Origin of the sequence: Streptomyces sp. NBC_00464 (assembly GCF_036013915.1) — a bacterium.
Lineage (GTDB): Bacteria > Actinomycetota > Actinomycetes > Streptomycetales > Streptomycetaceae > Streptomyces.
The window spans coordinates 6,591,567-6,611,398 of record NZ_CP107899.1 but is presented as its reverse complement, the minus strand read 5'-3'; the positions used below and the strand labels follow the sequence as shown (position 1 = coordinate 6,611,398).

At 71.7% G+C, this 19,832-nt stretch carries 17 protein-coding genes and 1 pseudogene; 5 read left to right on the top strand and 13 right to left on the bottom strand.

Translation table 11 applies throughout. The annotated features are described in order from the left end of the window. Positions 1-52: 52 nt before the first annotated feature. Both OG912_RS29690 and OG912_RS29685 read left to right on the top strand, forming a co-directional pair. Positions 53-796, top strand: coding sequence for a Clp protease N-terminal domain-containing protein (locus OG912_RS29690; protein ID WP_326735184.1), 744 nt, complete (start codon positions 53-55; stop codon positions 794-796). A 196-nt stretch (positions 797-992) separates the two neighbouring features. Then, on the top strand, positions 993-3,236 hold the full coding sequence (locus OG912_RS29685; RefSeq protein ID WP_327712003.1) for an MMPL family transporter: 2,244 nt from the start codon (positions 993-995) through the stop codon (positions 3,234-3,236). A 24-nt stretch (positions 3,237-3,260) separates the two neighbouring features. On the opposite strand, the gene OG912_RS29680 is transcribed toward OG912_RS29685, so the two are convergent. The 4 genes and pseudogenes from OG912_RS29680 to OG912_RS29665 all read right to left on the bottom strand — a co-directional run bounded on the left by OG912_RS29680 (position 3,261) and on the right by OG912_RS29665 (position 7,046). Continuing rightward, positions 3,261-4,412 carry a serine hydrolase domain-containing protein gene (locus OG912_RS29680; protein ID WP_327712002.1) on the bottom strand — a complete coding sequence of 384 codons (1,152 nt, stop codon included), beginning with the start codon at positions 4,410-4,412 and terminating at the stop codon, positions 3,261-3,263. 127 nt (positions 4,413-4,539) lie between these two features. After that, positions 4,540-5,099: pseudogene (locus tag OG912_RS29675) on the bottom strand (histidine phosphatase family protein); the annotation flags it as partial. A gap of 61 nt (positions 5,100-5,160) precedes the next feature. Continuing rightward, on the bottom strand, positions 5,161-5,592 hold the full coding sequence (locus OG912_RS29670; RefSeq protein ID WP_327712001.1) for a GNAT family N-acetyltransferase: 432 nt from the start codon (positions 5,590-5,592) through the stop codon (positions 5,161-5,163). After that, positions 5,589-7,046 carry an aminotransferase-like domain-containing protein gene (locus OG912_RS29665; RefSeq protein ID WP_327712000.1) on the bottom strand — a complete coding sequence of 486 codons (1,458 nt, stop codon included), beginning with the start codon at positions 7,044-7,046 and terminating at the stop codon, positions 5,589-5,591. Before OG912_RS29665 ends, OG912_RS29670 begins: the two co-directional genes overlap by 4 nt. Between OG912_RS29665 and OG912_RS29660 the strand changes: the two genes are divergently transcribed. Continuing rightward, entirely contained in the window at positions 7,045-8,016 is a 972-nt protein-coding gene (locus tag OG912_RS29660; RefSeq protein ID WP_327711999.1) for a DMT family transporter, read from the top strand. The two genes, OG912_RS29665 and OG912_RS29660, sit on opposite strands and share 2 nt — an antisense overlap. A 42-nt stretch (positions 8,017-8,058) precedes the next feature. After that, a complete protein-coding gene (locus tag OG912_RS29655; RefSeq protein ID WP_327711998.1) occupies positions 8,059-8,268 on the top strand; it encodes a DUF1918 domain-containing protein in 210 nt (69 codons plus the stop codon). A gap of 27 nt (positions 8,269-8,295) precedes the next feature. Here the strand turns inward: OG912_RS29655 and OG912_RS29650 are convergent, their stop codons facing one another. Further along, entirely contained in the window at positions 8,296-9,573 is a 1,278-nt protein-coding gene (locus tag OG912_RS29650; protein ID WP_327711997.1) for a glycoside hydrolase family 10 protein, read from the bottom strand. A 223-nt stretch (positions 9,574-9,796) separates the two neighbouring features. Between OG912_RS29650 and OG912_RS29645 the strand changes: the two genes are divergently transcribed. Next, a complete protein-coding gene (locus tag OG912_RS29645) occupies positions 9,797-10,657 on the top strand; it encodes a 3-hydroxybutyryl-CoA dehydrogenase (protein WP_327711996.1) in 861 nt (286 codons plus the stop codon). Between the two features lie 58 nt (positions 10,658-10,715). Here OG912_RS29645 and OG912_RS29640 read toward each other — a convergent pair whose 3' ends face one another. From OG912_RS29640 to rpmI, 8 genes are all read right to left on the bottom strand, one after another. Beyond that, positions 10,716-11,246: an NUDIX domain-containing protein gene (locus tag OG912_RS29640; protein WP_327711995.1), complete on the bottom strand. Its 531-nt coding sequence runs from the start codon at positions 11,244-11,246 to the stop codon at positions 10,716-10,718. A 63-nt stretch (positions 11,247-11,309) separates the two neighbouring features. Continuing rightward, on the bottom strand, positions 11,310-12,650 hold the full coding sequence (locus OG912_RS29635) for a transcriptional regulator (protein ID WP_327711994.1): 1,341 nt from the start codon (positions 12,648-12,650) through the stop codon (positions 11,310-11,312). Between the two features lie 428 nt (positions 12,651-13,078). Continuing rightward, positions 13,079-15,589, bottom strand: coding sequence for a phenylalanine--tRNA ligase subunit beta (gene pheT / locus OG912_RS29630; RefSeq protein ID WP_327711993.1), 2,511 nt, complete (start codon positions 15,587-15,589; stop codon positions 13,079-13,081). Continuing rightward, positions 15,589-16,716 carry a phenylalanine--tRNA ligase subunit alpha gene (pheS, locus tag OG912_RS29625; RefSeq protein WP_145762505.1) on the bottom strand — a complete coding sequence of 376 codons (1,128 nt, stop codon included), beginning with the start codon at positions 16,714-16,716 and terminating at the stop codon, positions 15,589-15,591. Before pheS ends, pheT begins: the two co-directional genes overlap by 1 nt. Before the next feature lie 126 nt (positions 16,717-16,842). After that, the gene (locus OG912_RS29620) at positions 16,843-17,994 is read right to left on the bottom strand and encodes a sensor histidine kinase (RefSeq protein ID WP_326735197.1); all 1,152 of its coding nucleotides are present in this window, start codon (positions 17,992-17,994) and stop codon (positions 16,843-16,845) included. 121 nt (positions 17,995-18,115) lie between these two features. Continuing rightward, on the bottom strand, positions 18,116-18,958 hold the full coding sequence (locus OG912_RS29615; protein WP_327713583.1) for a TrmH family RNA methyltransferase: 843 nt from the start codon (positions 18,956-18,958) through the stop codon (positions 18,116-18,118). Positions 18,959-19,069: 111 nt separating this feature from the next. Further along, entirely contained in the window at positions 19,070-19,453 is a 384-nt protein-coding gene (gene rplT, locus OG912_RS29610) for a 50S ribosomal protein L20 (protein ID WP_024494113.1), read from the bottom strand. Positions 19,454-19,560: 107 nt separating this feature from the next. After that, positions 19,561-19,755, bottom strand: coding sequence for a 50S ribosomal protein L35 (gene rpmI / locus OG912_RS29605; protein ID WP_173311612.1), 195 nt, complete (start codon positions 19,753-19,755; stop codon positions 19,561-19,563). Between the last annotated feature and the right edge of the window lie 77 nt (positions 19,756-19,832).

The window sequence follows — 19,832 nt, the reverse complement described above, 5'->3', positions numbered from 1 at the left end:
GACTGTCAACCGAAGGTTGACAGTCGGCGCACTGTCAACCTATCGTTGACACATGACGAATCCCGTAGGCATGACGCAGCCCGTCCGCCTGGACGACCTCATCGCCGCCATCAAGAAGGTCCACCCCAACGCACTCGACCAGCTTCAGGACGCCGTCATCGCGGCGGACCACCTCGGCGACGTCGCCGACCATCTGATCGGCCACTTCGTGGACCAGGCGCGGCGTTCCGGAGCGTCCTGGACCGACATCGGCAAGAGCATGGGCGTGACCCGGCAGGCCGCCCAGAAGCGGTTCGTGGCCAAGGACCCGGGCGAGCTGACCGAGCTCGACCCCAGCCAGGGCTTCAGCCGCTTCACCCCGCGCGCGAAGAACGTGGTGATGGCCGCACAGAACGAGGCCCGCGCCGCGGGCAACGCCGAGATCGGCACCGAGCACATCGTGCTGGGCCTGCTCAGCGAGCCGGAGGCGCTCGCGGGGGCGTTCATCAAGGCGCAGGGTGTGGCCCTGGACACCGTCCGCCAGGCCGCCGAGCAGGCGCTCCCGGCAGCCGCGGAGGGCGAACTGCCCGAGCTCATCCCGTACAACGCCGATGCCCGCAAGGCCCTGGAGCTCACGTTCCGGGAGGCCCTTCGGATGGGGCACAACTACATCGGCACCGAGCACATCCTGCTGGCCCTGCTGGAGCACGAGGACGGTGCGGGGCTGCTGGCCGGCCTCGGACTCGACAAGGCGGCCGCGGAGACGGCCATCACCGAGGCGCTCACGCTCATCGTCGGCGCCCAGCAGAAGGACTGACCGGACCGGGGCTGTCTCCGGCGCGGGGCCATGGGGCTGCACCGGCCCGCCGCTGCTACCGGCCGTGCGGCGGAACGGGCAGGCCGTCGGACGTGTCGCACTCCATGGCCTCCGTACCGGCCTCTACGTTCTCGAAGTGGACACCAGGGCGGAACGCCCGGCTGGAAACAGCCCGTCCCCTTCTCCGGGAGAGCGCATGGCCCCGTCCCACAGCAGCAGTACGCACACACCACCGGCACGTTCCGGCCGGGGGTGGCTGCTGCGGCTGGGCGAATGGTGTGCGCGCCACTGCGTCGTGGTGATCGTGCTGTGGGTGGTCGCCCTCGGCGGGCTGCACGCCCTCCAGAGCGCGTTCGGGGGGACGTACTCCGACGACTTCAGCCTGCCCGGCACCCAGTCCAACACCGGCGCCGAACTCCTGAAGGCGCACGATCCGGCGGCGGGCGGCACCGGGGCGCAGGTGGTCCTGCACGATGCGCAGAAGCAGCTGACCGAGGTGCAGAGCCAGGTCGATCAGGCCGTGGCGAACCTCCAGAAACTGCCGCACGTCCTGTCCGCCCAGAACCCGCTGCCCTCGTCCTCCTCCGCCTCGTCCACCTCGCTGTCCAAGGACGGCAAGACCGGATACATCACCGTGCGGTTCGACGTGAACCCCACCTCGCTGGACGATTCCTATCTCGACCAGGTCGACACGGCGGTGAAGCCGCTGCGCTCCGCCGGCGTGCAGGTCGAGTACGGGGGGCCGCTGGGCGAGCTCGCCAGGCCCGAGACCAAGGACCTCACCAGTGAGGCCATCGGTTTCGCCGTCGCGGTGGTGGTGCTGCTCATCGGGTTCGGCAGCATCATCGCCGCCGGTGTACCGCTGCTCACCGCGCTGATCAGCGTGATCGTCGGGTTGAGCTGCCTGGCCCTGGTGGCCGCGGCCACCACCTTCGCGAGCGTCTCGCCCACACTCGCCACCATGATCGGGCTGGGTGTCGGGATCGACTACGCGCTCTTCCTGATCACCCGTCACCGCCAGCTCGTGATGGACGGCGCCGATCCCGTGCGGGCCGCCGGCCGGTCGGTGGCCACCAGCGGGCGGGCCGTCCTGGTCTCCGGCTGCACCGTCATCGTCGCGCTGGCCGGCCTGTACGTCTCCCGGGTGAGCTTCATCGGCAAGCTGGGGGCCGCGGCCGCGGTCACCGTGATCACCGCGGTCATCGGCGCGATCACCCTGGTCCCGGCCCTGCTCGGCCTCATCGGCCGGCGGATCGACCGCTACCGGGTGCGGCCGCCGGTCGCCGAGGGCGGCGCCGGGCCCGGCGCCGAGGCGACGGGCGGCTGGCACCGCTACGCCCAGCGGGTGGAACGGCGGCCCTGGTGGTTCCTGCTCGCCGGGCTGGTCGTGGTGGGCGTCCTCGCGATCCCGCTGTTCTCCATCCGGCTGGGGCACATCGACGACGGGGCCGACCCGACGAGCTTCACCGACCGGCGCGCGTTCGACCTGATCTCCACGGGCTTCGGACCCGGCGCGAACGGCCCGTTCACCCTGGTCGTCGATCAGCGGTCGGTGCCGAGCTCCGACCGCTCGGCCCTGGCGAGCAGTCTCCAGAAGGCCCTCACCGACGTCCCGGGCGCGGCCAGCGTCAGTCCGCTGCAGCCGACGGACGACGGGGCGCTCCTCGTCGGCACCGCCCTGTCCAAGGAGGCCCCGCAGGACGCGGGCACGACCACGCTCTTCAACCACCTCAAGGACGACGTCCTGCCCCAGGGGGTGTCCGGCACCGCCGCCTCCGCCTATGTGACCGGCACGACCGCCGCCCAGGAGGACTTCCTCGACATCATCGCCCGCAGGCTCCCGCTGATCATCGCCGTCGTGGTCGGCCTGGCCTTCGTCATCATCCTGACCGTGTTCCGGGGTGTCCTCGTCGCGGTCAAGGCGGCCGTCCTCAACCTCCTGTCGATCGCCGCCTCGTACGGGGTGGTGGTGGCGGTCTTCCAGTGGGGCTGGGGCGGGCCCTCCCTGGGGGTCTCCGGGACGGTGCCCATCGAGAGTTATGTGCCGATGATGATGTTCGCCATCGTCTTCGGCCTGAGCATGGACTACGAGGTGTTCCTGATCGCCCGGGTGCACGAGGCCTGGCTGCGGACCGGTGACAGCAAGGGCGCGGTGGCACACGGGCTGGAGATCACCGCGCGGGTGATCACCTGCGCCGCGCTCATCATGGTCAGCGTCTTCGCCGCCTTCGTCATCAGCGACAACATCGTGGTCAAGATGCTGGGCCTCGGGCTGGCGGTCAGCGTGCTCGTCGACGCCACGATCGTCCGGCTGCTGCTGGTCCCCGCGGTGATGACGCTGCTGGGCCGGAGCGCCTGGTGGATGCCCCGGTGGCTGGACCGGATCCTCCCCCGCATCGACACCGAGGGCGAGTCGGTCCCGACGCTGCCGGCCGCGTGACCCCGCGCACCGGAACGGATCCGGTCACAGTGACGCGTACACCGCCTCGATCAGCGCCGTCTTGCGCGGGTCGTTCGCGATGTGCGGGCCCATCCGGTTCATCACGTACCCCAGCGCGATCCCGTTCTCCGGGTCGGCGAGGCCGCAGGAGCCGCCCGCGCCGTCGTGGCCGAAGGCCCGCGGGTTGGGTCCGTAACTGGCGTCGGCGCCGCTCAGCCACAGGCCGAGCGCGATCTCCGTCTCATGGGCGAAGCCCGCACCGAGCACCAGGTCGCGGCAGCCGCCCTGACCCTCACGGACCCGCTCGGCGGCCTCCTCGGACAGGATCCGTACGCCACCGATGCTGCCGCGCCCCGCGAGGATGCCGTACAGCGTGGCGACCGCGCGGGCCGTGCCGTGGCCATTGGCGGCGGGGATCTCCGCCGCCCGCCACTCGGGGGTGTTGGCGGCGGCCGCGCCCGTGGGCGGATTGAGCAGCGAGGCGACGGCGACCGGCTCCAGCTGCGCGAAGAGCGCCGCCTGCTGGGCCCGGTCCGTCTTCGGGACGACCAGGTCGGCGGCGCGCGCCGCCTCCTTCTCCGGCAGGCCGACGGTGAAGTCGATGTCCAGCGGGCCGGTCACCTCGCGCCGGAGGAACTCCCCCGGCAGCAGCCCGCTGACCCGCCGGATCACCTCGCCGACCAGGAAGCCGTACGTCAGGGCGTGGTAGCCGGACCGGGTACCGGGCTCCCACCACGGTGCGGTCGCCGCGAGCCGGGCGGTGGTCAGTTCCCAGTCGTAGAGCTCCGCCAGGGTGTGCGGTTCACGGAGGCCCGCAAGGCCGGCGCGGTGGGAGAGCAGATGCCGTACGAGAACGGCCTCCTTGCCCGCTGCGGCGAATTCCGGCCAGTACGAAGCCACCGGGGCATCCAGGTCGAGCAGGCCGCGGTCGGCGAGGATGTGCGCGCAGAGCGCGATCGGCCCCTTGGTGGTGGACCAGACGTTGACCAGGGTGTCCTGTTCCCAGGGACGGATGCGGGCGCCGTCCGCCCAGCCTCCCCAGAGATCGGCCACGGGCCGGCCGTCGACCAGGACAGTGACGGCCGCGCCCAGCTCGTCACGCTCGCGGAAATTCGCCTCGAACGCGCTGCGCACCGCGGAGTATCGCTCGTCGCAGTGGCCGTGGATCAGCGGCACGATGGCCTCCCTCGCCTGGGCATGCCTGGTCGGACTCGGTTCTCCGTCAACATACCGACTGGTCGGACTGACGGGAAGGCGTGGTTCGCGCGAAACTCCCCGGCACCCTTCGGTCAGCGGGCTCCGGTTCCAGGCGAAGGCTCCAGCGGCGGGGGATTCCGGTGAGCGTGACCACCGAGAGCGGGCGGACGTCGACGTTCCAGTACGTGGACGGCGGGGCCTTCAACGCGTAGACGAGGGCGGCCCGGACGACCGCCGGTTCGGCTACGGCGACGATGGAGCCGTCGAAGGCGGGGCGGGTGTCCAGCCAGTTGCCGATCCGGGAGATGAACGCGAGCAGCGGTTCTCCGCCGTGCGGCGCGGAGCGCGGGTCCGCCAGCCAGGCGTCCACGGCGGCCGGTTCGCGCGCGGTGACGTCGGAGAGCGTGCAGCCGCGCCAGCGCCCCATGTCGCAGTCGCGCAGGGCGGGCTGGACCAGCGGTGCGAAGCCGAGCGCCTCACCGGTGGCGCGGCTGCGGGGGTCGGCGAGCAGTAACGCAGTTCGGCCGCACCCAGGGGCACCAGGGCCGGTGCGGCGAACTGCACCTCGTGCCAGCCGGCCTCGTCGAGCGGCCGGTCGTCGTCGAAGCGCTCACCGAGCAGGGAGGAGCTGCGCGCCGCGGCGACGAGCGAGACTCGAACACTCATGGGCGTGATCGTGGAGCCGTTCGCCGCACAGGTCAAGAGCGCCGCCGCAAGCGCTTCCGGCTCAGCCGAACCGCAGGCACATCCATTGGTCGGGGTTCTCGAGCGGCTGGAAACCGACCTTCTCGTACACGCCGTGGGCGTCGGCCGTGGCGAGCAGGAACCTGCGGACACCGGTCGGGGCGAGGTGGTCGCGCGCCGCCGAGACGAGCCTTCCGCCGAGGCCGTGCCCGCGAGCCCCGGGATCCACGTAGACATCGCAGAGCCAGGCGAAGGTGGCGAGATCGGTCACCACACGGGCGTATCCGGCCTGTTCGCCGGACACGAGGTCGTAGGCACCGAAGTTGAGCGACGCCGCGATGGCGCGATCCTGGTGCTCCCGAGTGCGGCCCATGGCCCAGTAGGCGTCGTTGGAGAGCCAGTTGTGGATGCGGGCCGCGTCCAGCCGGCTGGGGTCGGACGATATCTCGTAACGTTCCTGAGGCGTTTCGGTCATGACCGGAGACTAGCGAGCACATCGCCCCAGGCAGTACACAGCCGCCGTACACCTTCGGCGATCTCCGCGAGTCCGGCCACGGCGACAAAGCTCAACCGGACCTGGGGCGAGGGGGGTTCGGCGCAGAAGTAGGGCCGGCCCGGCGCGACGGCGACGCCGGCACGCAGAGCCGCCGCCACCATGGCGGACTCGTCCGCACCGGCGCCGGAATCCGGCAGGCGCAGCCAGAGATTGCCGCCGCCCGCGGGGATGTGCGGCAGCGTGAGGCCGGGCAGTTCCTGGCGCAGTGCGGTGATCATGGCGGTTCGGCGGATGCGCAGTTCTGCCGAGACGAAGCGCAGATGGCGGCCCCAGGCGGGAGAGCCGACGAGTTCCAGCGCGGCCTCCTGGAGCGGCCGGGGCACAAAGAGGCTGTCGACGACCTGGATGGCCCGCAGCCTCTCCAGGACCGGCCCCCGGGCGGCGAGGGCACCCACCCGGAAGCTGGGGGAGGTGGCCTTGGTGAGCGAGCAGACGTGGACGACGACGCCGTCGGGATCGTCGGCGGCCAGCGACGCGGGGAGCGGCCCCGCATCGTCGTGGACGAGGTTGCGGGCGAAGTCGTCCTCGATGACGAACGCCCCCGCCTCCCGGGCGATCCGGACGACCTCGCCGCGCCGGCCGTCGGCCAGGACCGTACCCGTCGGGTTCTGGAAGAGAGGCTGGCACACCAGAACACGGGCGCCGGTGGCCCGGAAGGCCGCGGAGAGGAGTTCGGGCCGTACACCGTCGGCGTCGACGGGGACGGGGAAGGGCCGTAGTCCGGCGGCCCGGGCGGCCGCCAGCATGCCGGGGTACGTGGGCGATTCGACGAGGATGGGCGCGCCCGGCTGGGCGAGCGCCCGCAGCGCGGTGGCCAGGGCGCTCTGGCCACCGGCGGTGATGAGCACGTCGGCCGCCGTGAAAGCGGGTCCGATCTCGCGGGCGAACCAGGCGCGCAGTTCGGTGAGCCCGTCGGTGGGCGGCCGGCTCCAGGCACCCGGACGGCGTCCGGCGCGGGCGAGGGCGGCCGCCATGGCCCGCTCGGGCTGGAGCGAGCTGTGCAGGTAGCCGCCGTTGAACTCGACGACTCCCGTGGGCGGGGCCGTCAACGTGACCACGAGGCCGGACGCGTCGACCGTACGGGGCACCACCTCGGGCCCGCCGTCACCGCTGAGCGACACCTCCTGCCAGGAGGTGTCGGCGGGCGGCCGCACGCCGGTACGGGGCTGTGCCCGGAACGCGCCGGCGCCGGGCCGGGTGACGACGAGCCCCTCGGCTGCGAGCTGCGCGACGGCCCGCGAGACGGTGACGGGACTGGCCCGGAAGCGTTCGACGAGCGCGCGGCTGGACGGCAGCTTCTCACCGGGCGAGTAGCGGTTCAGTTCCATCCGGAGGACTTCAGCCAACTCGGCTACGCTGCTACGCTCTTGCATGACAGCACAGGATAGCGCTACTACGGGGCCCACGATAGCGGTCGGTCCGGTGGCGACCGGGCCGGCCTCCCATGCTCCCCTCGCATCACCCGATTCCCTGCCGGCAGGACGCAACGGCACCCTGCTCGCCCTGCTCGGCGTGCTCTCCTTCTCGCTGACCTTCCCCTCCACCGCCTGGGGCCTGGAGAGCTTCGGCCCCTGGTCCCTGGTCGCGCTGCGCAGCCTGCTGGCCGCCGCGGTCGCGGGCGGTGTGCTGCTCGCGGCCCGGGTGCGGGTGCCCGAGCGGCAGCACTGGGCCGGTCTCGCGGTGGTGGCGGGCGGGGTGGTCGTGGGCTTCCCCCTGCTGACCACGCTGGCGCTGCAGACCTCGACGACCTCGCACGCGGCGGTGGTGGTCGGCCTCCTGCCGCTCACCACCGCGGTGTTCTCCTCCGTACGCACCGGATCGCGGCCTCCTCGCGCGTTCTGGGCCGCGGCGCTCGCCGGGGCGGCGGTGGTGATCGCCTTCACCGTGCTGCAGAGCGGCGGCGGTCTGTCGGCCGGGGATCTCTACCTGTTCTGCGCGCTGCTGGTCTGCGCGGCGGGGTACACCGAGGGGGGCAGACTGGCGAAGGTGATGCCGGGCTGGCAGGTGACCGGCTGGGCACTGCTCCTGACCGTGCCGCTCGCGGTGGCGGGCGCCGCGATCGCGTTGCCGTACGAGCCGGTGCGGCTGACCGCGCACGGGGTGATCGGGCTGGTCTGGGTGTCCGTGGCGTCGACCTTCTTCGGCCTGTACGTCTGGTACCGCGGCATGGCCGAGATCGGCGTCGCCCGGGCCAGCCAGCTTCAGCTCGCTCAGCCCCTGCTGACCCTCATCTGGTCGTTCCTGCTGCTCGGCGAGGAGGTCACCCCGGCGGCCCCGGCGGCGGCGGTCGCCGTCCTCGTCTGCATCGCGGTCACCCAGCGCGCCGGAGCCCGCCGGTCATAGACTTGTCGACATGGAACGCCACCCGTGAGGAGGTCACTCCCGATGGAGGCACACACGGGCGACCGGCTGCTGACGCACGGCAGGACCGTGGGAGAGCACGACCGGGTCGCAGAGATCGTCGAAGTGCTCGGGAACGGGGGGACTCCCCCGTACCGCGTCCGCTTCGAGGACGGACATGAACACCTGATCGCGCCCGGCCCCGACAGCGTCGTGCAACACGGCGCCGGCCGGAACCGGGACCCGGGATCCTGAGGAACAGCCGGTCAGGACGGCGGCAGGTCAGCGGGGCGGGCGCGCCCGTGTCCCGTAGTGATCGGCCACCACCCTGTCCATCGCGCCGATCCGGTCCGTGACCACGTTCTTCCCCGAGAAGTAGACGTGGCCGCGGACCTGGTCGTACACGGCGGCGAAGTCGACGTGCCGGGACAGCTCCGCCGGGTCCTGCCAGGCGGCGGACTGGGCCGGGTCCCCCGCCTTGTACAGGGCCTCGCCGATGAAGAGGTCCACGCCCGTGCCCCGGACCACCTGGTCCCACCAGGGCACCAGTGCCGCGTAATCGGCGGGGGCGAAGCCGATGTTCCAGTACAGCTGAGGAACGATGTAGTCGATCCAGCCCTTCTTGATCCAGCCTCGGGTGTCGGCGTACAGGTCGTCGTACGTCTGCACACCCGCCGCCGTCCGCGAGCCGAGCGGGTCGGTGGAGGCGTTGCGCCACACGCCGAACGGGCTGATGCCGAACCGGACGGCCGGCTTGAGCGCGGCGATCCGTTCGGACATCTCCCGCACCAGCGTGTCGGTGTTGGAGCGCCGCCAGGCGGCCCGGTCGGGGAAGCCGGCGCCGTACTTCGCGTACGCCGCAGCGTCCCCGAAGCTCTGGCCCGCCACCGGGTACGGATAGAAGTAGTCGTCCCAGTGGACGGCGTCGATGTCGTAGCGGCGGACCGCGTCGAGCATCGCGTCCTGGACGAAGGAGCGGACCTCGGGCAGCCCGGGGTTGTAATAGAGCTTCCCGCCGTACGGCACGGCCCACTCGGGGTGCAGCCGGGCAGGATGGCGGGCGGACAGCCGGGAGGGGTCCGCGTGGTTGGCGATCCGGTAGGGGTTGAACCAGGCGTGCAGCTCCAGGCCGCGGCTGTGTGCCTCCTGGACGGCCGTGCCCAGCGGATCCCAGCCGGGGTCCTTGCCCTGGACGCCGGTGAGGCACTGGGCCCACGGCTCGTACGGTGAGGGCCACAGCGCGTCGGCACTGGGGCGGACCTGGAGAATCACCGCGTTCAGCCGTCGGGCGACGGCCTCGTCGAGGTACGCGATCAGCCCGGACCGCTGCGCCGCGGCCGACAGACCCGGCTTCGACGGCCAGTCCACGTTCTCGACCGTGGCCACCCACATGCCCCGCAGCTCGCGCCGGAGCACGTCGCGCGTCCGGCCCGGCCGGGCCGGACGGCCGCCGCCCCGCGGGACCCCCGCGGCATCACCGGCCGCCGCGACCGAACCCATCACCCCCGCGACCGTCCCGGCCGCACCCGTCACGAAGTTCCTTCGTCCCATTTGCCGCATCTCGCCGCACCTGCCGTCCCTGCACTCGCGTCCGCAGCCCCGGAATCCGGGCGTGAATCCGAGCATGCCCGTCCCGGCCCGCGATCCCCGGCAAGCGCGACGTCGCCCCCCATTTGCCGGTCGCCCTGAGACGCGGAGTAACGTCGTGGGGTCGTGGTGGAGCCCGGAATCAGACGGAAGCCGCCGAACGGAGATCAGCGAAAGGCACGAGGTGACGGACTCTATGGCCGACATTGCACGCGTCGGAGTGGTGGGCTGTGGCCAGATGGGCGCAGGCATCGCGGAGGTGTGCGCCCGCAGTGGCCTCGATGTCAAGGTGGCCGAGACCACCGGCGAGGCGCTGGAGATCGGCCGCACCCGGCTCCACAACTCCCTCTCCAAGGCCGCCGAACGCGGCAAGATCACCGAGGAGGAGCGCGACGAGACCCTTGGCCGCCTCAGCTTCACCACCGACCTCGGCGAGTTCTCCGACCGCGACCTCGTCATCGAGGCCGTCGTGGAGAACGAGCAGGTCAAGACCGAGATCTTCCAGGTGCTGGACCAGGTGGTGACCCGGCAGGACGCGATCCTCGCCTCCAACACCTCCTCGATCCCGCTGGTGAAGCTGGCCGTCGCGACCTCCCGTCCGGACCAGGTCATCGGCATCCACTTCTTCAACCCGGCTCCGGTGCAGAAGCTCGTCGAACTGATCCCGGCACTGACCACGTCGGACGAGACGGTCAAGCGCGCCGAGGCCATGGTCCAGGACATACTCGGCAAGCACCCGATCCGCGCCCAGGACCGTTCCGGCTTCGTGGTCAACGCGCTGCTGATCCCGTATCTGCTCTCCGCGATCCGGATGTTCGAGTCGGGCATCGCCAGCCGCGAGGACATCGACAACGGCATGGAGATGGGCTGCGCCCACCCGATGGGCCCGCTCAAGCTCGCCGACCTGATCGGGCTCGACACGGTGGCCTCGGTCGCCGACTCGATGTACGCCGAGTACAAGGAGCCCCTGTACGCCGCTCCCCCGCTGCTCCAGCGCATGGTGGACGCGGGCCGGCTCGGCCGGAAGACGGGGTCGGGGTTCTACCCGTACGCCTGACCCCGCCCAGCCGCGCGTGCGAGGGGCCCGGCGGCCCCTCGCACGTGAACGGAAGGGTTCAGCCCAGCCGTAAGTGGTGCAGCATCATCAGTCCGGCGGCCATCCCCGCGGCCGGGACCTCACCGCGGGCGATCATGTCGGGCACCAGCTTGAGCGGTATCCACTCGCGGCGCGAGGACTCGAAGTCGTCGACGGGGTGACCCGTCCAGTCGGCCTCCTCGCCCCAGTAGAAGTGGTGCCGGGCGTCGGTGAGGCCGTTCGACGGCTCCACGGTCAGCAGCGGGTGCAGCGGGCCGGGGCGCCAGCCGGTCTCCTCCTCCATCTCCCGGGCGGCCGCGGCAGCGGGCTGCTCACCTTCCTCGACCACCCCGGCGGCGAGCTCCCAGCCCCAGCTGTCGGTGATGAACCGGTGCCGCCAGAGCAGCAGGACCTCGTTCGCCTCGTTGACGACGGTGGCCGCCGCGACGGCGCGGAGCCGGATCACGAAGTGGTCGAGGTGGTGACCGTCGGGAAGTACTACGTCCGCCAGATTGACCCGGAACCAGCGGTTCTCGTACACAGTCTGCTCGTTCAGATTCGTCCACTGCACAGTTTTGCCACCTTCTGACTCGTAGGTGGCCATATCGCAGCAGACCTCGACTCACAGCGATACTCACAGTGGTACGCACAGCGCACCGTCGACGAGTTCGGCGGCCCGTTCCGCGTCGGCGCTGCCGCTCGCGACCAGGTCCTCGCGCACGTCCCGCAGCCGGTCACGCAGCCGCTGCGACTCCATGCCCCTGGCGCGTTCCGCCATTTCCGCCGCCGTGACCGCGGCCCGGTCGGGCTCGCCCTGCCGCAGCTCGATCGTGGTCAGCATCGCCAGCCGGTGGACCCGGCCCCGGTCGTGCGCGGGGGTGCGCGCCGCGACCGCGGCGTGCTCCCGGGCCGCCGGCAGGTCCCCGAGGCCGAGCAGGGCCTCCGCCACCTGGACGTTGACCAGGCCCGGCTGGACGTACCCCGTCTCGGCCGGCTCCTGGCCGGGCCGGATCCGTTCGGCCTCGGACTCGGCGCACCGGATGCATCTCAACGCGCTCGGCCCGTCGCCGAGATGGGCGTACGCCTTGGCCTGCATCGCATGGAGGTCGGCCGCCAGCGCGGGCGTGATGTCGCGTCCGGCGGCCCGCAGCGCCGCCTCGGCGAAGGCGACGGACTGCCGGTATTCGGCGAGGAACAGCGACTGGTTCACCAGCAGGGCGATCACATAGCCGCCGAGCCCCCGGTCCCCGCTCGCCTTGGCCAGCCGGAGCGCCTGGTGGAAGTAGCGCTGGGCGAGCCCGTGTGCGTCGGAGTCGTACGCGCAGATGCCCGCCACAGCCACCAGAGCGCCCGTCGCACGGTGCAGTTGACGCCCCATCGCGTCGCTGTAGCCGCCGCGCAGCAGGGGAGCCGTCCCGTTGTTGAGGAAGCCGACGATGCGCGAACGCGTCGCGATTCCGCCCGCCTTGCGGTACATCAGTTCGTAGTGGGCACGGGCGGCCCGCAGCGTCGCTATGTCGGCCGGTCCGACGCGGTGCGAGCCGGTCCGGGACACATCGGCGTCCTCCGGCGGGTTCTCCCACTCCCAGACAGGCATCACCGCGGTGGTCCCCGTGACGGCAGGGGCGGCCACGACGTGCGGGCGCCGCTGTTCGTCGGAGCGCCACAGTGCGGTGGCCCGCTCGACGAAACCGGTGAGCGAGGAGCCCTGCGCGGGCGGGTGGCCTCCGAGGGCCGCCATGCCGATGTCGTTGAGCGAGACGGCCCTGCGCAGCCGGTTCCCCAGCACTTCACAGATCAGGTCGGGCACCTGGCCGCGCGGTCGCTGGCCCTTCAGCCAGCGGGCGACGGCGGTGTGTTCGTAGCGCAGGCCCAGCCCACGGGTGCGGCCGGCCTGGTTCACACGCGCGGCAAGCCCGGCCCGGGAGACGCCCGCCTCGTCGATCAGAGCCTCTAGCAGAGTGTTGGGCTCCATTGCCCCCATAGCCCCCTCCGGTGGGTCGGCACGCCAAGGACGTGTCGCCCCAGTGGAGCACGATTCACACGGGGTGTGAACGGAATGCCCGAACCGTCCCGCTGCGCACTCTGTTGCACCGGTACCCGGATCGCTTGAATGAGTCCCTCGCAAGAGGCGGCCGGGTCGTCTGCTCCCCCTCGTACAGCACGACGACCCGCACCCGCGCCGTCCGCTCTGCCGACCTGCCCGACACTCCGCGGCAGCGCGGACGGCGCCGGATCGCACGACCCACTGCCCACGGATCGGAGGGTGGCTGCGGGTCGGCCGGAAACCGGGTTCCCCCGGGCCGGCCGGATCCCGCGTGCGGTCCCCCGCCCCTGGGCGAGCACACAGGAGGGGCGTATCCGGTGGCCGGATACGCCCCTCCTCACTGTGCGGGTGGGCTGTTACGCGCCGCGCAGCACCGCGCCCGTACGCTCGGCGGCCAGTGCCACCGCCGCGTCACGGGCGGCGCTCGCCTCGTCGACGGTCAGCGTGCGGTCCGCGGCACGGAACCGCAGCGCGTACGCCAGGGACTTGCGGCCCCCGCCGATCTGCTCGCCCGTGAAGACGTCGAACAGCCGCAGCGACTCGAGGAGTTCACCCGCGCCCGCGCGGAGCGCCTGCTCCACGTCGGCGGCGGGCACACCCTGGTCGACGACGAGTGCGACGTCCTGGGTCGCCACCGGGAAGGTGGAGATCCGCGGCGCCTGGAGGGCGCCGTCCACGGCCTGCTCCAGGACGTCGAGCTCGACCTCCATGGCGCAGGTGCGCTCGGGCAGGTGGAGCTCCTTGATGACGCGCGGGTGCAGCTCGCCGGCGTGCCCGAAGAGGGTCTCCTCGCCGTTGACCGTCACATACAGCGCGGCGCAGCGGCCCGGGTGCCAGGGCGCGTGCTGGTCGGCGCGGACCGTGAGGTCGACACCTGCCTCACGGGCGACGGTGCGGGCGGCCTCGACGGAGTCCGCCCAGTCGGCCGGGCGGCCCTTGCCCCACCAGCCGGCCTGCTCGCGGGCGCCCGCGAGGACGACGGCTGCGCGGCGCGGCTGACGCGGCAGTGCGGCGTCGAGCGCGGCGATCTCCTCGTCGGAGGGACGCCGGTCGACGGGCAGCCGGACGGGCTTCGTCTCCTGGCCGGTGGGCCGGAAGACGAGACCGGTCTCGAACAGCGCGAGGTCGTGGCTGCCGCGGCCGTCGTTGCGCCGCAGTGCGCCGAGGAGGCCCGGCAGCAGCGTGGTGCGCAGCGACGGCTCCTCGTCGGAGAGCGGGTTGACGAGCTTGACCGTACGGCGGCGGGCGTCGTCCGCGTCCAGGCCCAGCTGGTCCAGGACCGCCTCACCGATGAACGGGTAGTTCAGTGCCTCGACGTAGCCCGCGCCCGCGAGAGCCCGGCCGACGCGGCGGTGCAGCCGCTGGCGGTCGGTGAGCCCGCGGCCGGAGGGCGGCGTCGGGAGCGTGGAGGGGAGGTTCTCGTAGCCCTCCAGCCGGATGACCTCTTCGGCGAGGTCGTTCGGCTCGTTCAGGTCGGGCCGCCAGGACGGGGCGGTGACGAGGAGCTCGTCCTGCCCGTAGACGTCGCAGCCGACCTCCTGGAGGCGGCGTACGACGGTCTCGCGGCCGTACGCGACACCGGCCACCTTGTCCGGGTGGTCTGCCGCCATCGAGATGGTGCGGGGGCCGGACGGGGCGCTCACCTCGGTGACGCCCGCCTCGGCGGTGCCGCCGGCGAGGAGCACCAGCAGGTCGACGGTGCGCTGCGCGGCAGCGGCGGCGGCCTGCGGGTCGACGCCGCGCTCGAAGCGCTTGGACGCCTCGGAGGCCAGCTTGTGGCGGCGCGCGGTGCGGGCGATCGAGATCGCGTCGAAGTGCGCGGCCTCGATGACGACCTCGGTGGTGTGCGTGTCCTCGGAGGCGTCGGCGATCTCGGTGTTGGCCCCGCCCATGACGCCCGCCAGGCCGATCGGCCCGCGGTTGTCGGTGATGACGAGATCGGCGGCGTCCAGGACGCGGACGGTGCCGTCGAGCGTGGTGAGCTTCTCGCCCTGCTCGGCGCGGCGCACCCCGATCGGACCGTCGATCCGGGTCCGGTCGTAGGCGTGCAGCGGCTGGCCCAGTTCGAGCATCACGTAGTTGGTGACATCGACGGCGAGCGAGATCGGCCGCATTCCGGCCTTCTGGAGCCGGCGCTGCATCCAGATCGGCGAGCGGGCCTCGGGCTGCAGACCGACGACGGTGCGCGCGGTGAAGCGGGAGCAGCCGATCGGGTCGGAGACCTTGACCGGGTAGCCGAACGCGTTGGGCGCGGGCACGTCCAGGAGGGCCGGGTCGCGCAGCGGCAGGCCGTAGGCGATGGCGGTCTCACGGGCGACACCGCGCATCGACAGGCAGTAGCCGCGGTCGGGCGTGACCGCGATGTCGAGGACCTCGTCGACGAGCTGGAGCAGCTCGATCGCATCGGTACCGACCGCGTGCTCCGGCGGCAGCACGATGATGCCGTGCGTGCCGTCGTCGCCCATGCCGAGCTCGTCGGTGGAGCAGATCATGCCGTGCGAGGTCCTGCCGTACGTCTTGCGCGCGGCGATCGCGAAGTCGCCGGGCAGCACGGCGCCGGGCAGGACCACGACGACCTTGTCGCCGACGGCGAAGTTACGGGCGCCGCAGACGATCTCCTGCGGCTCGCCGGTGCCGTTGGCGGAGCCGACGTCGACCGTGCAGAAGCGGATGGGCTTCTTGAAGCCCTCCAGCTCCTCGATGGTCAGCACCTGTCCGACGACCAGCGGGCCCTTGAGGCCGGCGCCGATCTGCTCGACGGTCTCGACCTCCAGGCCGACGGCGACGAGCTTGGCCTGTACGTCACGGCCGGTCTCGGTGGGCGGCAGGTCGACGTACTCCCGCAGCCAGGAAAGCGGGACGCGCATCAGATCTCCATCCCGAAGGGCCGGGTGAACCGGACGTCGCCTTCGACCATGTCTCGCATGTCTTCTACGTTGTGGCGGAACATCAGCATCCGCTCGATGCCGAACCCGAAGGCGAATCCGCTGTACTTCTGGGGGTCGACGCCGCAGGCGATGAGCACCTTGGGGTTGACCATGCCGCAGCCGCCGAGCTCGATCCAGCCCTCGCTGCCGCAGGTGCGGCAGGGGCGGTCGGGGTTGCCGACGGACTCGCCGCGGCAGACGTAGCAGACCATGTCCATCTCGGCGGACGGCTCGGTGAACGGGAAGAAGTTCGGCCGGAGCCGGGTCTTCATGTCCGGGCCGAAGAGCGCCTGGACCATGTGGTCGAGGGTGCCCTTCAGGTCCGCCATGGTGAGGCCCTCGTCGACGGCGAGCAGCTCGATCTGGTGGAAGACCGGGGTGTGCGTGGCGTCGAGCTCGTCGGTGCGGTAGACGCGGCCGGGGCAGACGACGTAGACCGGGGGCTCGCGGTCGAGCAGGGTGCGGGCCTGGACCGGCGAGGTGTGCGTACGCAGCACGACACCGGACTCGTCGTTCTTCGCGCCGTCGGCGCCCTCGACGAAGAAGGTGTCCTGCATCTGCCGGGCCGGGTGGTCGGGCACGAAGTTCAGGGCGTCGAAGTTGAACCACTCGGCCTCGGCCTCGGGGCCCTCGGCGACCTCGTAGCCCATGGCCACGAAGACGTCGGCGACGCGTTCCATGATCGTCGTCAGCGGGTGGCGTGCGCCGGCCGGGGTGCGGTCGTACGGCAGCGTGACGTCCACCGCCTCCTCGACCAGGACCCGGGCGTCCCGCTCGGCCTCCAGCTCCGTCTGGCGGGCGGCGAGCGCCCTGCCCACGGCGGCGCGGGCCTGGCCCACGCGCTTGCCTGCCTCGGCCTTGGCCTGCGGCGGCAGCGCGCCGATCTCGCGGTTGGCGAGTGACAGGGGCGAGGTACCACCGGTGTGCGCGGTCTTCGCCTGGGCGAGCGCGTCGAGGTCGCCCGCGGCGGCGAAGGCGGCGAACGCCTCGTCCCGGATGCGCTCGATCTCTTCCGGTTTCAGTGCCTCGACCTCGACTGGGTCGTACGACTTGTTCGGTGCCGACATCTCTTCCCGTACTTCCGATTGGCTGGTGGCGCGGCCCCGCTCGACGACTGGAGGACGCAAAGGTGCCAAAGGTCGAGTCTAAGGGCCACAGGATGTGTGGGCCGCCCGTGGTCCGCTCAGGCCCCTCTACTTCATGTAGGCCGGCGTGCTCACGGGCAGAATAAATCGGAACTCGGCGCCGCCCCCGGGGCCGCGGCCGACCGTGATGGTGCCGCCGTGCGCCTCGACGATGCCCTTGACGATGTAGAGGCCCAGGCCGGTGCCGCCACGCTTGCTCCCCCGCCAGAAGCGGGTGAAGACACGGGCCATCGACTCCTCGGGGATGCCGGGGCCTTCGTCGCTCACGGTGACCGCCGTTCCCTTCTCGTCGCTCTTGGCCGGTGCGGGTGCCACCTCGATGGTGACGGTTCCCTCGCCGTGGCGCACCGCGTTTTCCAGCAGGTTGCCGAGGACCTGGTCGACCTTGTCCGGGTCGGCCCACACGGTGGGCAGCGGCTGGCAGGTGCGGACGAGGAACCGGCCGGGGTCCTGGCCGGAGGCGGTGAGTGCCTGGATGTGGCGTTCGACGGCGGCGGAGAGGTCCACGGGCTGGCGGCGCAGTTCCAGACGCCCCGAGTCGATCCGGGAGATGTCCAGGAGCTCGGTGATCAGGCGGGTGACCCGGTTGGCGTCGGCGTAGACGGTCTCCAGCATCAGCCGCTTCTGGTCGTCGGTGAACCGCTCCCACTTGGCCAGCAGCGTGGCGGTGAAGCCCTTCACGGACGTCAGCGGCGAACGCAGCTCGTGGGCGACGGTCGCGATGAGTTCGGCGTTGCTGCGTTCGTTGCGGCGGCGGGCCTCGGTGCCGCGCAGGCTGACCACGAGCCGGCGCACGGGGCCGGTCGGGCTCTCGCGTACGTAGCGGGCGGAGACGAGGACCTCGCGGCCGCCGGGCAGCAGGAGGTTGCGTTCGGGCTGGCCGACGCGGGTGGCGAGGCCACCGTAGGGGTCGGTCAGCTCCCACCAGCGGCGGCCCTTGAGGTCTTCAAGGGGCAGCGCGTGTTCCAGCGGGCGGCCCAGGGCCGCGGCCCTGGGCATGGCGGTGATCCGTGCGGCGGCGGCGTTGAAGCAGATGATCCGGCCGGTCTCGTCCGCGACGACGAGCCCGTCGGGAAGGTCGTCCGGATCCAGTGCCTGACCCGCGGATCCGATGTCACCGAAGGTGACACCGTCCGGGTCCTCGGCGGCGCGCACGACGGCCGCATGTGTCGCCCGCGGTCCGCTCATGCCGACAGCCATATTCCCGTACCCCACCTCTCGAACCGGTGCAGTGGGCCCCCGAGTTCGTCACCCTACTAGTCGTCGGTGACGGAGCGACACCCTGCGGGGGCCCCGGGCCGGGGAGCGGCGGCCGGAGGGTTCAGCCGGTACTGCGGCGGGGACGCTGGGCGCGCGCGGAGGCGTACAGGCAGACGGCGGCGGCGGTGGCCAGGTTGAGGCTCTCCGCCTTGCCGTGGATCGGCACGCGCACGACGGCGTCGGCCAGCGCCCGGGTCTCCTCGGGCAGGCCCCAGGCCTCGTTGCCGAAGACCCAGGCGGTGGGCCCGCCCATGGTGCCGGCGTCCAGCTCGTCGTCGAGGTCGTCCTCGCCCGCGCCGTCGGCGGCCAGGATCCGTACGCCCGCGTCCCGCAGCCCCTGCACGGCCTGCTCGACGGGCACGCCGACGGCGACCGGCAGGTGGAAGAGCGAGCCTACGGAAGCGCGCACGGACTTGGGGTTGTACAGGTCCACGGAGGCGTCGGTGAGGACGACCGCGTCGGCGCCGGCGGCGTCGGCGCAGCGCAGCACCGTACCGGCGTTCCCGGGGTCGCGGACGTTCGCCAGGACCGCGACCAGCTTCGGCCGGGTAGCGAGGATCGACTCGAAGGGAGAGTCGAGGAAGTGGCAGACGCCGATCAGCCCCTGCGGGGTGACGGTCTGCGACACGTCGGCCAAGACCTCGCTGTCGGCCAGGTGCACCCGGGCGCCCGCGTCCTGAGCCGCGTCGATGATGGGCGCGTAACGCTCGGCGGCCTCGACGGTGGCGAACAGCTCGGTGAGGGTCGGCCGGCCGTCGCTGCCGCGGTGGTCCGCGGCCTCGCGCACGGCCTGCGGCCCCTCGGCGATGAACATGCGCTCCTTGCCGCGGAAGTTGCGCCTGGCCAGCCGCCGGGCGGCGGCGACCCGTGGCGAACGCGGGGAGATCAGTTCGGGGGTGCCCATGTCGGCGGCGAGCCTCTCTGCAAGACGAAACGTCCGGGTGGTGAACGCACCGGACCCGCAGACGACGAGCGCCTGCGGGTCCGGCTCAAAAGCCAAGAAGTGCAGCCTGGATCAGGCGGCCTTCGGGGCGTTGACGTCGCTCGGGAGGGCCTTCTGGGCAACCTCGACGAGGGCGGCGAACGCGTTGGCGTCGTTGACCGCGAGCTCGGCCAGGATCTTGCGGTCCACCTCGATGTTGGCGGCGTTCAGACCCTGGATGAGGCGGTTGTACGTCATACCGTTCTGGCGGGCCGCAGCGTTGATGCGCTGGATCCACAGCCGACGGAAGTCGCCCTTGCGCTTCTTGCGGTCGTTGTAGTTGTAGACCAGGGAGTGGGTGACCTGCTCCTTGGCCTTGCGGTACAGGCGCGAGCGCTGACCGCGGTAACCGCTGGCGGCCTCGAGAATTGCCCGGCGCTTCTTGTGGGCGTTGACTGCCCGCTTGACGCGTGCCACTTGTTAACTCCTTGTAGCGGGGCCGTGGTCGTACTCACACGGCCCGGAAACGAATTGGTCCCGGTCGGATCGAGGGCGCGTCTCCGGTGTCACCGGGGACGACGGCCTCACTTGCCGAGAAGCTTCTTGATCTTCTTGGCGTCGGCCGGAGCCACGACGACCGTGCCGGACAGCGAGCGGGTCTTCTTGGACGACTTGTGCTCGAGCAGGTGGCGCTTGCCGGCCTTCTCACGGAGCACCTTGCCGGAGCCGGTGATCTTGAAGCGCTTGCTGGCACCGCTGTGCGTCTTGTTCTTCGGCATAGCGCCGTTCTCTCCTCGTCAGTGGCGCCCCTCTCGGTGCGGGCACCGGAACGCAGGGGCGTCAGATCTTGGTGGGA